Origin of the sequence: Blautia sp. AF14-40, from assembly GCF_003479665.1 — a bacterium.
In the GTDB taxonomy this organism is placed as follows: domain Bacteria; phylum Bacillota; class Clostridia; order Lachnospirales; family Lachnospiraceae; genus Fusicatenibacter; species Fusicatenibacter saccharivorans.
Window position 1 is genome coordinate 54,141 of the sequence record NZ_QUHK01000019.1, and the last position, 13,847, is coordinate 67,987.

Sequence of the window (13,847 nt, forward strand, 5' to 3'; positions counted from 1 at the left end):
GTATTACTCTGGAAAGAACTTGTTGAGCGTATCCAATGTCTCTTTTGCAGTAAATCCCCAAAGGATGGTACTGAGTGCTTCAATCGCAGCCCTGCGTTTCCGGTAATAGGTGCGGTAGGAAATATTGGTGATGTGGTGAGCCAGCTTATCCAATATCTCATCTGTATTTTTCATTTCCTGTGGAGAGAGAAAAGCGTAGTAGAGAATCCAGTAATACTGTTCCCCATGCTTGTGATTGTTCCGGAGGAGATCGATGGATGATTCCAAAAGCTTCAGCATCTGGTTGCTTCTAGCAATACTTTTTGCCCGTTGTTCGATGTCGCTTCCGGTAAGATCAGCCCCGGCAGCATAGATGGAGTCCAGAAATTTGTCGATGTCATTGTCGTATTGGAGCTTAAACTGGTGCTCCATCTGGTGTACGACTACCTTCAGGCTGTAGGTTGCATCCCGGTATCTGCGTAAAAACTGATAGGTGTCGTGAAAACGTGGATCTTCTTCGGGTGAAGGAAATCCCTGTGTATTGCGGTTTGCCATGTCTATTCCCCCCCTTTCAGTGCAGAAGGCTCTGCCACGGCAGGCATCTTTTGGGCAGACTCATCCCCTGGACTTACGGACAACTCAAACCGATAAGCGGCATTTCCGCAGGGACAGATAATATTTAGAGTAAATGTATTAAATATATCTTTGCAGGCTGATAATGGAGATAATATATAGCGGGTTTTGGAGCAGTGGCAACATGGAATCCCTTGTGAATCCAATAGTTCTGCGACTTTTTGCACGATAAATTTCATGTGTGAATCTGGAACGCAGGAATCATTTTTTGTAACGGTGATTTGTGAGTCTGTGACAGTTTCTGAAACGCTAACAGAAGCAGAATCCTCAATAGTGATTTCTTCAGGTACATGGATTGGTAATTGCATCTTCATAGCGATCTCCTCCTTGTCAATCATAACGTCGCTGATATTAAACATCACGGACAGGTAATTGTTGAGATAAATTACGCTTCCGTGTTTTCCTGTAAATGAGATAAGTGTAATGTATTCTTTTTCCTCCAGTTTCTTCAAGAGTCGTGATACCGATGCCTTTGACAGACTCCACCTTTCACCCAGTTCATTAAAGCTGGTAAGGGGATTTCCGGTATTATCCCGGTAATAGACAATGGGACCGGAATCAGATCCCAGGACAGAGGAATCGTTGTAAACTGCATGAATCCACAGATCCAGAATAACATCCATTTCCGAGCATTTTCCAATGCCAATTAGTTCGTGAACTTTGGCAATCGGGAAAAAGAAAAACCCTGTATCTTTTTTACAGGGATAGTTGTATTCCAATACGGTATTGTCTTTGGGCCAGTCTGATATTTTGAATTTGACCAGGCGGTTTTTGCCGAGAAGAGAGTAGGTAATGTAATTCTGCTCTTCAAAAAATCGAAGGATGGACAACGCTTGATGTTGGAAACGGCAGCGAAACCATTCCTGAAGATCTGTGACTGTGCAGATCCACTCTCCTGGACCAATGGTATAGGTAATGTGTTCCATCCGGCGGTAGGATGTGCGGTAATTTGCATAGGAGCATAATACCAGATAATAAAAAAGAAAAGAGCCCCCGGTAGTTCGGATGCTCTTGGTAGTGATTAAAGTTTGTATGAAGTCACGGTAAATGCGACAGCGTGGAAATTCCACGATTTGTTTGAGTTCTAATTTGTAATTCATGGTGATCTTCCTTTCAAAGTATATTTAATTGTAATCGGACTTTTCATAGTGTTGGTATCAAGAAGAAGCCGATGGAAGTATAGCAAGTAGTCGTGTCACTCATTGCATTTTTATTGCATTTTTAAAATTTAGATTATGTGGCTATGTTGCTCTTAACTGGTTAAAAAGCCTTTAAAATCGTCTATATGCGTTAATACTCCGTACTGTCTGTCTGGAGTTTGAATAAATCGAGTTGCTTAAAAAAGCCAGTGTTTATGCGGGTTTCAGCGATTTCGATTAGTCTTTTGATAACAAATTGATAACAGTCATAGCAAGTGCCATTATTCTTGTTATCCAGTGGTTTATGGGTAACGGAACAATTAACAGGTGGCTTGCAGACTAAAGTTCGGAGCTTGGCTCTGAACAAATTCCATATTATAAACTAAGCCCTTAGCTGTGGTTAATAACCATAGTTAAGGGCTTTTTTGTCGTTGCCAAAGCATCTGTAGGGAGCTGCCAGTGGCAGGTCCTGTAGGTGCTTATTTATCTTTCAAGTGGTCTTTGAATGCTTCCACGAGAGCGTCACTTAATTCCTGTGATGGAACTTTTGCCCAACGCTGTGTGGTGTCGAACTCTGGATAATGGTAACGCCAGTTATCGTATTCTTCTCTGTTGATTTCTTCGGAAGATAGCTTGTCTGCCTGTTCTTTCCAAGCATACAGCATTTTGAGGAGTTCATATGCTTCTCTGCCTTTGTCCTTGTTGACCTTTAAGCATACCTCTCCGTCTGCTTCACTGACAGTAAGACCGTAAATATCTTCAAGGGTAAACAGAGTGTGCATAAGACCGATATAGCTGTCTATGTCAGGAACATCAAGAGCCTGTGGAGAAACATCAAGCACCTGTGCCAATGCATTTGTAAGGTCTGCTTTCGGTTTGCGTGTACCAGTTTCGTACTGTGCCAAACGCACATCAGCACTCTTTTCTGGAAAACCGATTGCTGTACCGAGATACTTTTGTGTCATACCACGCATTAGTCTGAAAAAATGTATTCTTTCGCTGATAGCCATAATGATACGCTCCTTTTATATTTAGTGAAATAAGTATAGCAGAAATGTTTAGTGGAAGTCAAGAAAAACCGAAACAAAAATGTTTAATATTTTCTTTGCAACCACTTGACAATAGCAAATATGTTTAGTAAAATAAATTACGAATTAAACAAATATGCTTAATGCGACAACTGAATGACCGTCCGAAAAGCCAAACCGCCAAGACCTCGTCGGAGCAAGTTCCGTATCGTTCGCTTGTGTGCAAGCACAAAAGCTCATTCGCTGCACTGCTCCTCCTCTTCCCCAAAAGTCTCCGACTTTTCGGGAACCCCTATACGAGCGAGCGCCTGATGTACTGCGGTGCATTGGGACAGCACAGCGCCTGCCGACAAGCAGGAGTGCCTGTTGGAACTTTAACACGGAGAAAGCGGCAAGCAAAAAATTATTTTAAGAAAGGAAGAAAAAGGATATGGAAAACAGATTTATCCGAGCCGAAGATGTGGCTCAGGAACTAAACGTATCAAAACCTTATGCATATAAACTCATCAGACAATTAAATGAGGAATTGAAAGCAAAGGGCTTTATTACGATTGCAGGGCGTGTAAATCGCCAGTATTTTTACGAAAGGCTCTACGGAGCAGGAAAGGGGGAAATGTAAATGCCGGTATTTAAGAATGAAGATAACGGTACTTGGTATGTGATGGCAAGGTATGTGAACTGGAAAGGGGAACGCAAGCAGAAATGCAAGCGTGGCTTTGCTACCAAACGAGAAGCACAGGAATGGGAAAGAATGTTCAAATTGCAGACTTCTTCAGACCTTGATATGAGTTTTGAAGCCTTTACGGAGCTTTATATCAATGATGTGAAGAACCGTTTGAAGGAAAACACGTGGCTTACCAAAGAGCATATCATACGCACAAAGATACTTCCGTATTTCGGGAAACTGAAAATCAGCGAGATTTCCACAAAGGAGATTATTACTTGGCAGAATGAAATGCTTGCCTATCGTGATGAGAAGAAAAAGCCTTATTCACAGACGTATCTGAAAACGCTGCACAATCAGTTGTCCGCCATTTTCAATCACGCTGTCCGCTACTATGAACTGCGTTCCAATCCTGCGGCAAAGGTGGGAAATATGGGACGTGAGGAACACAAGGAAATGCTGTTCTGGACAAAGGAAGAATACAAGAAATTCTCTTTTGAGATGATGGACAAGCCTGTTTCCTTTTATGCGTTTGAAATGCTTTACTGGTGCGGTATCCGAGAGGGCGAGCTGTTAGCTTTGACTCCGGCAGATTTCAACTTTGATAAGGAAACAGTCACAATCAATAAATCCTATCAGCGTTTGAAAGGGCAGGATGTGATTACTTCTCCGAAAACGAAAAAGAGCAACCGCACGATTAAAATGCCGAAGTTTCTGTGTGAGGAAATGAAAGAATATCTCGGTATGCTTTACGGATTGAAGAAGAAAGACCGTATCTTTACGGTGACGAAAAGCTATCTTCATCACGAGATGGACAGAGGGGCAAAGGCGGCAGGCGTGAAGCGTATCCGCATTCACGATCTCCGTCACAGCCACATTTCACTCTTGATTGATATGGGCTTTTCTGCGGTGGCGATTGCTGACCGAGTTGGTCACGAAAGTATTGATATTACTTATCAGTACGCACACCTCTTTCCGTCAAAGCAGATTGAGATGGCAGAAAAATTAGATGATTTAGGGAAAGGAGATTTTGAAAATGTCAGCTAAGAACAGAGATAACAAAAATCGTTGGAGGAATATCACAGTAGGGTTTCGAGTATCGCCCGAAGAAAACGAACTCATTAACAGAGCTGTAGCTCTATCAGGATTGCCAAAACAGGAGTATTGTTACCGCCGTTGCTTAAATCAGGATGTGGTGGTACAGGGCAATCCGAGAGTGTATAAGGCGTTGAAAACGGAATTTGCCACAGTCCTTGCGGAACTGAAAAGGATTGAAGCAGGAAAAGGTGTGGATGATGAACTGCTGAGTGTAATAGAACTGATTTCCATTATTCTCGGCGGTTTGAAAGGAGAGGATGCGAATGGAGAATAAAAAAGAAATGACTATTCCAAATGTATCTGCGGCAACAGATGCGGAACAGTCACTTTCCAAATGTACTGACAATAGTATAGTCAATCAGGATACGGATTTCAAGGGGTACGAGCAATCTTTTGAAGAAATGCAAAGGGAAATACTCAGACAGTTAGACCCTTCCTATCTGAAAACAGTATCAATGACAACGCTGTATGATACGGTGTTTGAGGTTCAGACACCACTTATCGACGGTCTGCTCCAAAGGGGAACTTACCTTTTCGTAGGTTCCCCGAAAGTGGGAAAGAGCTTTATGATGGCACAGCTTGCCTATCATATCAGCACAGGCACACCGCTTTGGGAGTATAAGGTGCGTAAGGCAACGGTGCTTTATTTTGCCCTTGAAGATGATTACCCACGTTTGCAGAAGCGATTGTTTCAGATGTTCGGTGCAAAGGAGACAGGCAATCTGTATTTCGCAACGGAATGTAAAACGGTCAATGGCGGACTGGAAGAACAGATAAGAGGGTTTATGAGGGAACACCCAGACACAGGCTTGATTATCATAGACACCTTAAAGCGTGTGCGTGAAGCAGGCGGAGCAGATTACAGCTACGCAAGTGATTATGATGTTGTGGCAAGGCTGAAAGCGTTGGCAGACAGTTACAAGGTTTCAATGCTTATTGTTCATCATACACGCAAACAAAAATCGGAAGATATATTCGATATGATTTCAGGCACGAATGGTCTGATGGGTGCGGCAGACGGTGCATTTGTTCTCAGTAAGGACAAGCGTACTTCCAACAATGCCACACTTGATGTTGCTGGCAGAGACCAGCAGGATATGAAAATCCATCTTGTAAGGGACAGCGAGCGATTGGTGTGGAACTTTGCAAAATCGGAAACGGAGATGTGGAAAGAACCGCCCGAACCTCTGCTTGAGAAGATAGCGGATACGCTCTTTTCGGAAAGTGACAGATGGGAAGGAACTGCTTCGGAACTTTGCGAAAGGCTTGCGGTGGATATAAAGCCGAATGTACTTTCTTTAAGGCTCAGTATCAACGCAAGCAGGCTGTTTCGTGATTACGGTATCCGTTATCAGAACAGCCGCACACACGACGGAAGAAAGGTTTCACTTTGGAAAGAAACCGAGCAGACGGCGTGACAAACGGTGTCAAAGGTGTCAATGTTTTTGAGAGCAGCACGCTGTGAAAAACATTGTCACCATCGTCACACTTTGACACCGGATAAAGTTTAGGGGAGTGTGCAGAGAGTGCCTTTTCAAAGGCGGCTCTTTGGTCTCGCCTGCTGGCTCGGTCGGTTCGCAGGCGTGTGTGCCACCGGCACACGCTCACCCCTCGGAGAGCCTTCGGAGAACGCAAAACCTGTTTACAGGTCGCATTTTTGATGGGTGTACCCGTCAAAAGTGCTTTTGCGTTACTTTTGACAAAAGTAACAAAACCTGAGAATGTTGAAATTTACAGATGGGAGATGAAAAAATGCAGAGAACGATAAGTGCAATGGTCGGTAAAGGCTCGGTCAATCACAATAGCCGAAAGTTCCGAGCAGAAAATGTAGACGGAACTCGTACTCATCTCAATATCGACTACTGCAATGAAAATATAAAGACAGTTTATCACGAATTGTTTGATGAAGCATTGGAAAGATACAATGCCAAGCAGATAAGGTCAGACCGAAAGATAAAAGATTATTATGAAAAAATCCGAAGTTCCAAGCAGGAAAAACCGTTCCACGAAATCATTTTACAGGTGGGCGGTAAGGGAAATATGAACGCCGATACGGAAAACGGAGAACTGGCAAAGCAGATTTTAGATGAATACTATCAGGGTTTTCAGGAGCGAAATCCACAGCTTCGGGTGTTCTCGGCTCATCTGCATATGGATGAAGCTACACCACATCTGCACATAGATTTTGTACCTTTTACCACAGGCAGCAAGCGTGGACTTGATACAAGAGTGTCACTAAAGCAGGCTCTTGCAACGCAAGGTTTTAAGGGCGGCAGTCGTGGCGATACGGAGTGGTCGCAATGGATACAGTCCGAAAAAGAACAGCTTGCGGCGGTGATGGAACGTTATGGGATTGAGTGGGAACATTTAGGCACACACGAAAAACATCTTTCTGTTTTGGATTATAAAAAGCAGGAAAGAGAAAAAGAAGTGGCGGCATTAGGTGCGAAAATCGAGCAGAAACAGATTGAATTTGATGTGTTGTCGGAACGAGTATTGAACTATGATAAGGCAAAAGACGAGCTGTCAAATCTTGAAATAGAGCTTGATACTGCACCGAAATATCAGTTGCCAGAACCAGAGAAATTTATGACTGCAAAGGCATATAAAACCAAAATGGCAGAGCCGGTTGTAAGGAAATTGAAGCAACTTGTCAAAACGGTGCTTGCCCGCTGCTTTGAGGGGTGGGACAACTATCATAGGCTGAATACAGCGAATGCACAGTTATACCGCACCAATCAGCGTTTGGAGAAAGTCAATGAAAGATTGACCGAAGAAAACAAAATCCTAAAAGCAGAAAATAAAGATTACAGCCTGCTCCGTAAGGTTTTTGGTCGCAAACAGATAGATGATTTGTTGGAGCAGGCAAGAACAGTTAAAGGTCGCAAGCGTGATAATACACGATCACGATAGACAAAAATCACAGGAGGAAAAGGAAAATGACAAAGACAATTTTTGAAGAAATGGGCGGAACTTATAGACAGGTGGGTGATTATTTATTGCCGAACATCACAGTACCAGCCGAAGAAGAAATAGAGCCGATTGGTTTATGGGGGAAACGACATGCAAGGCATTTAAAGGAACACTATAAAGTGTTATATATGAACCTGCTGACAAGCGGAAAGCTGCATAGTTATCTTGCAGAAGTCGATAAGCAAGCAGAGGATATGTTTCTTCGACTGGTAAAGGAATATGCCGACAGACAAGATGTGACGGAACAATTAAAGAAAGATAATCCCTACGAATGGATTGGAAGAATGAATAATATTCAGGCTTGTGTGAGGGAAGTTGTAGGAACGGAGTTGATTTACACATAAGCGTTTTACGGTATGGTGCTCCTGCGTTTGCTGGAGTGCTGTGGTTGTGGTTGTAAAGAGGTTGTGAAAGATTGAATTTCGTAATGGTTGGATGTATAATTAGGAAGTGAAAATTTTAATTTGCACTTCCATAAGGTGAAATGTATTGACAAAAAAAATACAGTATGATAGTATTGCCATTAGAAGAAAGAAAGGCACATTTTGTGTAAGGTGAGGAAATGATTAATAGATAATTTGATTTAAGTAAGACACATATAGTTATTGAGCCTGTAGAGAATAGGTTTGTTTTGTGTACGCTTAAGTTGGATTATCGCAAGAGGCATTTCCTTTGTTTTCCTTTTGGAAAAGAAATAAGGGTCTATTTAGCGAGTCTATTTTTGCGTATGCAAAAAAGACTCGTTTTTGTGTGTTCAAAATAATAATTGGCTCAGACTTCGAAAAGGAGAAACTTTAATGTTGCAGATAAAAAAATTAAATTTAACACATAAAAAAGACCTGAGAATAATTCTTAATGATTTCAACCTTGTGCTAAATGATGGAGATAAGGCAGTTATTATTGGAGAAGAGGGAAATGGGAAATCGACATTAATGAAGTGGATATACAATCCGTCGCTTGTAGAAAACTATATAGAAGCAGATGGGGAAAGGATAATGGGACACGAACGTCTTGGTTATCTTCCGCAGGAGATGCTCGATGAAGATAAGGAAAAAACAATATACGAATATTTTTCTGAAGAGGAAATATTCTGGGAGAAAACGCCTAAAGAATTGTCTGTTATTGCGGGAAAATTTGGAATGAAAAATGATTTTTTCTACAGTAACCAGACAATGGGTAGTCTTTCAGGAGGCGAAAAAGTCAAGACACAACTTATGAGGCTTTTCATTCGCGATGTTTCTGTGCTGTTGTTGGACGAACCTTCCAATGACATCGACATTGCGACGCTTACATTACTGGAAAAAATCATAAATGACTGGAAGCACATTGTGCTTTTTATTTCACACGATGAAACGCTGATAGAGCGTACTGCCAACATGGTGATACATATCGAGCAGATTATACGAAAAACAAAGGCGAGATATACCGTGGCAAAGCTTCCCTATAGACGCTATGTGGAAGAACGGCTTCATAAATTTGAAATCCAAAAACAGCGGGCACTGAGTGACCGTAGGGAGAAAAAGATTCGCGATGAAAAATATCAAAGAGTTATGCAGAGTGTACAAGGTGCATTAAGAAGTTGTACCAGACAAGCACCGTCTGTTGCCAAAAACTTAAAGGACAAAATGCATACGGTTAAGGCAATGGAACGAAGATTTGAAAAAGAAGATGAAAATATGACTCAGATGCCGGAACAGGAAGAAGCAATCTTTGTCAAATTAGGGGATGAAAACTCACACATTCCCGCAGGAAAAACGGTCATAGAATATGAACTTTCAAAGCTTGTGACTCCGGATGGCAAAAGAATTTTAGCAGAAGGAATTCATTTAAAAATAAAAGGTTCAGAAAAAATCTGTATGATAGGAGCCAACGGGGCAGGAAAAACGACTCTTCTAAAAAAGATAGCGGAAGAACTCCTAAATCGGAATGACATTAAAGCAGAATATATGCCTCAAACTTATGAAGACCTGCTGGATTTGGATGTTACACCGGTTGATTACCTTGATAAAACAGGAGATAAAGAAGAGCGTACAAGAATTAGAACATACCTTGGTTCACTTAAATACACACCAGATGAAATGGAGCATCCGATTCGGGAGTTATCAGGCGGACAAAAGGCGAAAGTGCTTCTCTTGAGGATGAGCTTAAGTGGTGCAAATGTTCTTATTCTGGATGAACCGACAAGAAATTTTTCACCATTGTCCGGTCCGGTAATAAGAAAAATGCTCCGAGAATTTCCGGGGGCTGTCATTAGCATTTCTCACGATAGAAAGTATATTGAAGAGGTGTGCGATAAAATATATCAGCTAAATCCTAATGGATTACAGCTAATTGGTGATTGATAACAAAAAGGATGAAAGACTGACAAATTTCAGGCTTTTAGTGAGTTGGAAAGCATACAAAGATTTGAATTTGGAGGATAGATTATGGTACGTACAGAAGATGCATGTGAAATTATAAAATATGCTTTGCAAAACGAAATTAAAGTATATTTAGATGGCGGATGGGGTGTTGATGCACTTCTTAAAAGAGAATCAAGAATACACAATGATATTGATTTGTTTGTTGAACTGAAACATTATCATGATTATATTTATGTGATTAAGCAGCATGGATTTGAGGAAGTAAATACTGATTATACAACGGATGGTCATACTGTCTGGAAAGATGATAAACAAAGAATCATTGATTTACATTGTTTTGAATTTACAGATGACGGAATTGTTTATGAGGGAGATATATTTCCATCAAAAACTTTTTCCGGTATTGGAAAAGTTGGAGATATAACTGTTTCTTGTATTGAACCATTGAGTCAGGTAATGCTTCATTTGGGATATGAACACGATAAAAATGATGTGCATGATGTGATGCTGTTGTGTGAAACATTTCAAATAGCAATACCAGATGAATATAAGGAAAAGTAAAATTTCAGTTTTGTGTTGAATCTCTAAGCAAAATAGCTTATAATTTGACATGCTACATATAGTTATTATCCACAGTTATCGAGTAGGTGTTATCAATGCCGATAACAAAATGATAACATTAGCTCGTATAGGCAGGATAATATGGATATATCAAATAATCAAAAGAACGAGAAACATTACAGAGAATAATTCCTAAACAAAAAGCGTTAGTCTTTGTAGAGTTTGAATAAAAAAATGGAGCTCGGAAATCCAGTGTTTATGCGGGTTTCCGGGCTCTTGCTATGTGGTTTGAGTACAGATTGAGTACAAAATGTCAAAGTTGTATCATTTGGTGTATTTTCTGAACAACGTACTTGTAAAGAGGGTCATCATTATTGCACCTAATAATAATTCAATAGACATAGCAATTTGGCTTCCTGGTGAGAAAGGGCTTGCATTGCCTTGACCTACAGTAATCATGGTGAAAAAACTATAATATAAACTTTGAAAGAAATCTGAAAGAAGAGGAATACATGGTGTATTAAAAATTTGTTTAATATTATATTTTATTTCATCATTTCCAATTTCAGGTATAAAACCAGTAAACATATAAATGCAACTGAAAAAAATGATAATTAAAGCCATTGAAAAGAGTGCGTTATAGGGTTTCTCTCCATAACCAATTACCCATTCAGATAAATATCCAATAATTTTTGAAGGTTTTTTTCGATTACGAGTCTCTGCTTTTTTTCTTTGGTAATAAAAATTTGCATAGCTGTTGTCTTCTTCTCGAATATGATTTGAGGTCCATATTTGGTCCAATGCAAAATAGGTATCAGCAATCTTATTAGAATTTGAAAATTTAAGTTTTTTACGTTGCATCCACTTTTCAAGTGTAAAATTAGCTCTGTCATAATAAGAAAACGCAGTAACATGACATTGCGCATCAACATGGATGTTATCAATAGACCCCATGAATGATAAATCAAAAGCTTTGGAAGGAGAATAAATGCTTGTGTTATTAAAGGTGGTGCTTCCTGTAAATATGACCTTTTTAAAACTCATTCTGTGGAATATGCAATTAAAAAAAGTAACATCAGAAAATGTGGTTAAATCAATATTTCCAATGCTAAAAAAGAGATTTTTAAAATTGCATTTTTCAAATGTACAATTGTAAAAATCACAAGAACTGAATCCTTGTTTTAGTTCAGATTCCCAAGGAAACTTTTTAGAGGTCATATTGGAAAATTTACAATTTCTGAAAGTACAATTATGGAAACATAGGTTGTCTATTTCAAATGAATCAAAGAAAAAGTTGTTAAATTCAATTCCTTCATAGTATGTATGTGGAGCGATATTAATTACTCTGGTAGGGGCGTTTTTTGAAAAAAACCTATTACTATCTCCTATTCGCTTATTTTGATTTTTATCGGAAAAAAGTTGAAAATACTGGTAAGGTATTTTAACAAGTTTAAATAGCCGCTTATGGAAATGTTCATAATGTTCCGTTTGGATTTTGTAAGTTTGGTTGAAGCATATTTGTGTATATTCATTGTTGTTTTTAAAGGATTCAAAAAAATAATGTTTTGGTTCATCATGTTTATGCAAATATCGAAAACACAAGTAACATAGCCAAACATTCACAATATAAATGAACTCATAAGAATATATTCTAAATCCAAGAAATAGTCGTTTGAAAGAAAAGAGTTTTTTCATATTGAGTACCTTTCTTATGAATTGAGCCGAAGCCCACTACTGCGATAAAATCTACAATACTCATTGGCTTAGCCCTCCTTTCCAGTGTATTCCCGTAAGGGTTTCTATGTAATCAGAGGGTCACAGTCCCTCTGTTGAAGGACTAACCGCCTACCGTTGTATGGTAGCACCCATGCACTGATTATAACAGTCAGAGTGTATGGCTGCAACAGCAAATTAAAGTAAGTGCAACTATAATAATTGAATTATGTAGGATACTTGCCGATATTGAAAAAAATAACAGTGGAATAAACTTCAGATTGGGGAGTAAATGATATATGGAAATTTTAACTACTAGGGAATGGGCAACTGTGATCTGGGCATTTATTTTATTTGTGTATGCAATGGCACATAGACAGATTAGAGAGGCATTTTGGAATGTTGTAAAAATATTCTTTGGTAAGAAGTTAAGAATACTTTGGGGGATTATTTTCCTTTATGTTTTGGGTATAACTTTAATATTTTATCAGTTACCGTTTTGGGATAATGCTTTTATTAAAGATATTATAGTTTGGTTTGTCTTTTCAGGTTTGATATACTGCATGAATGCTGTTTCAAAAGAGGCAGATGAGGAATATATTAGAAAAGTTTTAAAAGATAATTTGAAATTGACGATTGTTTTGGAATTTGTTATTAGCACATTTACTTTCAACATATGGGTTGAATTGGTAATTATTCCGATCACAACAATAATTGTAATTATGAATGTAATTGCAGAGCGCGAAGAGGAGTATGAGAAAGTACATAAGTTGCTAGATATGGTTCTTGCGGTGGCAGGATTTTGGATACTATACGAGACTATAAAGATTGGAATACATGAATATAAAGAACTGGATGCATTAAATACTTTTATTAGTTTTATGATTCCTATTGTGTATTTAATACTAATTATACCGTTAGAATACATACTTGAACTTTATTCAAAATATGAAGTGTTGTTTGTCAGGATGTCATTTAAGGAAGCAAAAGATAAAAAAATTCAAAGAAGACATCGTTGGCTTGTGATAAAAGTATGTAAACTTTCAGTGCATAAAGTGACGCTCTTTCAAAAGAAATATTGGTGCAAAATGTATAGTAGAATGTCTGTAGCAGAATTTGAGAATCTGATAAAAGAATTCAGGAGCGAATGCAATAATGAGAGATAATTTCTGTATTTCGGAATAAATTATTGGATTGATATATGAGTACATTTTGAGTACAATTTTTATGCCAGTTAAAATTATGCCTGCTAATATGGCGAATACAACAATGAAAAGTAGCGAAAACGCTATTGAAATTACAGAAATCAAACTCCTGTGAGACGAGTTCGAATAGAATAATAGAAATTTTATACAGATTGTTTTTATATGGTAGGTAATCTATAGATTATCTGCCATATATTTTTGTTTTTTAACAGTATAGATTTTTAATAATATACAAGAATAACAAGAAAACAAACAAGAATGCAAGAAAAAGGACTTGACTCTAAGATATTGCAGAGGTATTATTAGAGTAAATTAGGAGGGGCAAAGATATGACAATGAGTTCGACAATACAAGAAGTTGTATTAGAATTTTTATCAGACAAACAAGAACATAGTGTGCAGGACATTAAGCATTATCTTCGAGAACAAGATGTTCGTGATTATACAGAGGGGCAATTTGCAGGCTCTTTGAATACTTTAATGAGAAATGGA

General features: G+C 38.8%; 13 protein-coding genes. 9 read left to right on the forward strand and 4 right to left on the reverse strand.

What is annotated here, in order from left to right; all coding sequences use genetic code 11:
* Positions 1-3 precede the first annotated feature (3 nt).
* The 3 genes from DWW13_RS18725 to DWW13_RS13225 all read right to left on the reverse strand — a co-directional run bounded on the left by DWW13_RS18725 (position 4) and on the right by DWW13_RS13225 (position 2,761).
* On the reverse strand, positions 4-534 hold the full coding sequence (locus DWW13_RS18725) for a hypothetical protein (protein WP_005333547.1): 531 nt from the start codon (positions 532-534) through the stop codon (positions 4-6).
* A gap of 2 nt (positions 535-536) precedes the next feature.
* Positions 537-1,712 carry a MarR family transcriptional regulator gene (locus DWW13_RS13220; RefSeq protein ID WP_243026137.1) on the reverse strand — a complete coding sequence of 392 codons (1,176 nt, stop codon included), beginning with the start codon at positions 1,710-1,712 and terminating at the stop codon, positions 537-539.
* Positions 1,713-2,230: 518 nt separating this feature from the next.
* On the reverse strand, positions 2,231-2,761 hold the full coding sequence (locus DWW13_RS13225; RefSeq protein WP_009247529.1) for a helix-turn-helix domain-containing protein: 531 nt from the start codon (positions 2,759-2,761) through the stop codon (positions 2,231-2,233).
* Positions 2,762-3,209: 448 nt separating this feature from the next.
* Between DWW13_RS13225 and DWW13_RS13230 the strand changes: the two genes are divergently transcribed.
* The 8 genes from DWW13_RS13230 (at position 3,210) to DWW13_RS13265 (ending at position 10,438) form a co-directional block, all read left to right on the forward strand.
* Positions 3,210-3,398, forward strand: coding sequence for a transcriptional regulator (locus DWW13_RS13230; protein ID WP_009247528.1), 189 nt, complete (start codon positions 3,210-3,212; stop codon positions 3,396-3,398).
* On the forward strand, positions 3,399-4,490 hold the full coding sequence (locus DWW13_RS13235) for a site-specific integrase (RefSeq protein WP_009247527.1): 1,092 nt from the start codon (positions 3,399-3,401) through the stop codon (positions 4,488-4,490).
* Positions 4,480-4,815, forward strand: coding sequence for a plasmid mobilization protein (locus DWW13_RS13240; RefSeq protein ID WP_009247526.1), 336 nt, complete (start codon positions 4,480-4,482; stop codon positions 4,813-4,815). The genes DWW13_RS13235 and DWW13_RS13240 overlap by 11 nt, the downstream gene beginning before the upstream one ends.
* Entirely contained in the window at positions 4,805-5,959 is a 1,155-nt protein-coding gene (locus tag DWW13_RS13245) for an AAA family ATPase (protein WP_009247525.1), read from the forward strand. Before DWW13_RS13240 ends, DWW13_RS13245 begins: the two co-directional genes overlap by 11 nt.
* A 355-nt stretch (positions 5,960-6,314) precedes the next feature.
* Entirely contained in the window at positions 6,315-7,454 is a 1,140-nt protein-coding gene (locus tag DWW13_RS13250) for a plasmid recombination protein (RefSeq protein ID WP_019190307.1), read from the forward strand.
* A gap of 26 nt (positions 7,455-7,480) precedes the next feature.
* Entirely contained in the window at positions 7,481-7,858 is a 378-nt protein-coding gene (locus DWW13_RS13255) for a TnpV protein (RefSeq protein ID WP_009247523.1), read from the forward strand.
* A 453-nt stretch (positions 7,859-8,311) separates the two neighbouring features.
* Entirely contained in the window at positions 8,312-9,856 is a 1,545-nt protein-coding gene (locus DWW13_RS13260) for an ATP-binding cassette domain-containing protein (RefSeq protein ID WP_009247522.1), read from the forward strand.
* A gap of 84 nt (positions 9,857-9,940) precedes the next feature.
* Complete coding sequence (locus tag DWW13_RS13265) at positions 9,941-10,438, forward strand: nucleotidyltransferase domain-containing protein (RefSeq protein ID WP_009247521.1); 498 nt, start codon at positions 9,941-9,943, stop codon at positions 10,436-10,438.
* A 324-nt stretch (positions 10,439-10,762) separates the two neighbouring features.
* Here the strand turns inward: DWW13_RS13265 and DWW13_RS18865 are convergent, their stop codons facing one another.
* The gene (locus DWW13_RS18865; protein WP_158579771.1) at positions 10,763-11,482 is read right to left on the reverse strand and encodes a potassium channel family protein; all 720 of its coding nucleotides are present in this window, start codon (positions 11,480-11,482) and stop codon (positions 10,763-10,765) included.
* Positions 11,483-12,450: 968 nt separating this feature from the next.
* Here DWW13_RS18865 and DWW13_RS13275 point away from each other — a divergent pair.
* The gene (locus tag DWW13_RS13275; RefSeq protein WP_118720294.1) at positions 12,451-13,317 is read left to right on the forward strand and encodes a hypothetical protein; all 867 of its coding nucleotides are present in this window, start codon (positions 12,451-12,453) and stop codon (positions 13,315-13,317) included.
* Positions 13,318-13,847: the final 530 nt, after the last annotated feature.

What these genes read in the sequence shown, in the direction of transcription:
- DWW13_RS18725 (WP_005333547.1), bottom strand. Translation starts at nt 534, where the DNA reads ATGGCAAACCGCAATACACAGGGATTTCCTTCACCCGAAGAAGATCCA.
- DWW13_RS13220 (WP_243026137.1), bottom strand. Translation starts at nt 1,712, where the DNA reads ATGAATTACAAATTAGAACTCAAACAAATCGTGGAATTTCCACGCTGT.
- DWW13_RS13225 (WP_009247529.1), bottom strand. Translation starts at nt 2,761, where the DNA reads ATGGCTATCAGCGAAAGAATACATTTTTTCAGACTAATGCGTGGTATG.
- DWW13_RS13230 (WP_009247528.1), top strand. Translation starts at nt 3,210, where the DNA reads ATGGAAAACAGATTTATCCGAGCCGAAGATGTGGCTCAGGAACTAAAC.
- DWW13_RS13235 (WP_009247527.1), top strand. Translation starts at nt 3,399, where the DNA reads ATGCCGGTATTTAAGAATGAAGATAACGGTACTTGGTATGTGATGGCA.
- DWW13_RS13240 (WP_009247526.1), top strand. Translation starts at nt 4,480, where the DNA reads ATGTCAGCTAAGAACAGAGATAACAAAAATCGTTGGAGGAATATCACA.
- DWW13_RS13245 (WP_009247525.1), top strand. Translation starts at nt 4,805, where the DNA reads ATGGAGAATAAAAAAGAAATGACTATTCCAAATGTATCTGCGGCAACA.
- DWW13_RS13250 (WP_019190307.1), top strand. Translation starts at nt 6,315, where the DNA reads ATGGTCGGTAAAGGCTCGGTCAATCACAATAGCCGAAAGTTCCGAGCA.
- DWW13_RS13255 (WP_009247523.1), top strand. Translation starts at nt 7,481, where the DNA reads ATGACAAAGACAATTTTTGAAGAAATGGGCGGAACTTATAGACAGGTG.
- DWW13_RS13260 (WP_009247522.1), top strand. Translation starts at nt 8,312, where the DNA reads ATGTTGCAGATAAAAAAATTAAATTTAACACATAAAAAAGACCTGAGA.
- DWW13_RS13265 (WP_009247521.1), top strand. Translation starts at nt 9,941, where the DNA reads ATGGTACGTACAGAAGATGCATGTGAAATTATAAAATATGCTTTGCAA.
- DWW13_RS18865 (WP_158579771.1), bottom strand. Translation starts at nt 11,482, where the DNA reads ATGAGTTTTAAAAAGGTCATATTTACAGGAAGCACCACCTTTAATAAC.
- DWW13_RS13275 (WP_118720294.1), top strand. Translation starts at nt 12,451, where the DNA reads ATGGAAATTTTAACTACTAGGGAATGGGCAACTGTGATCTGGGCATTT.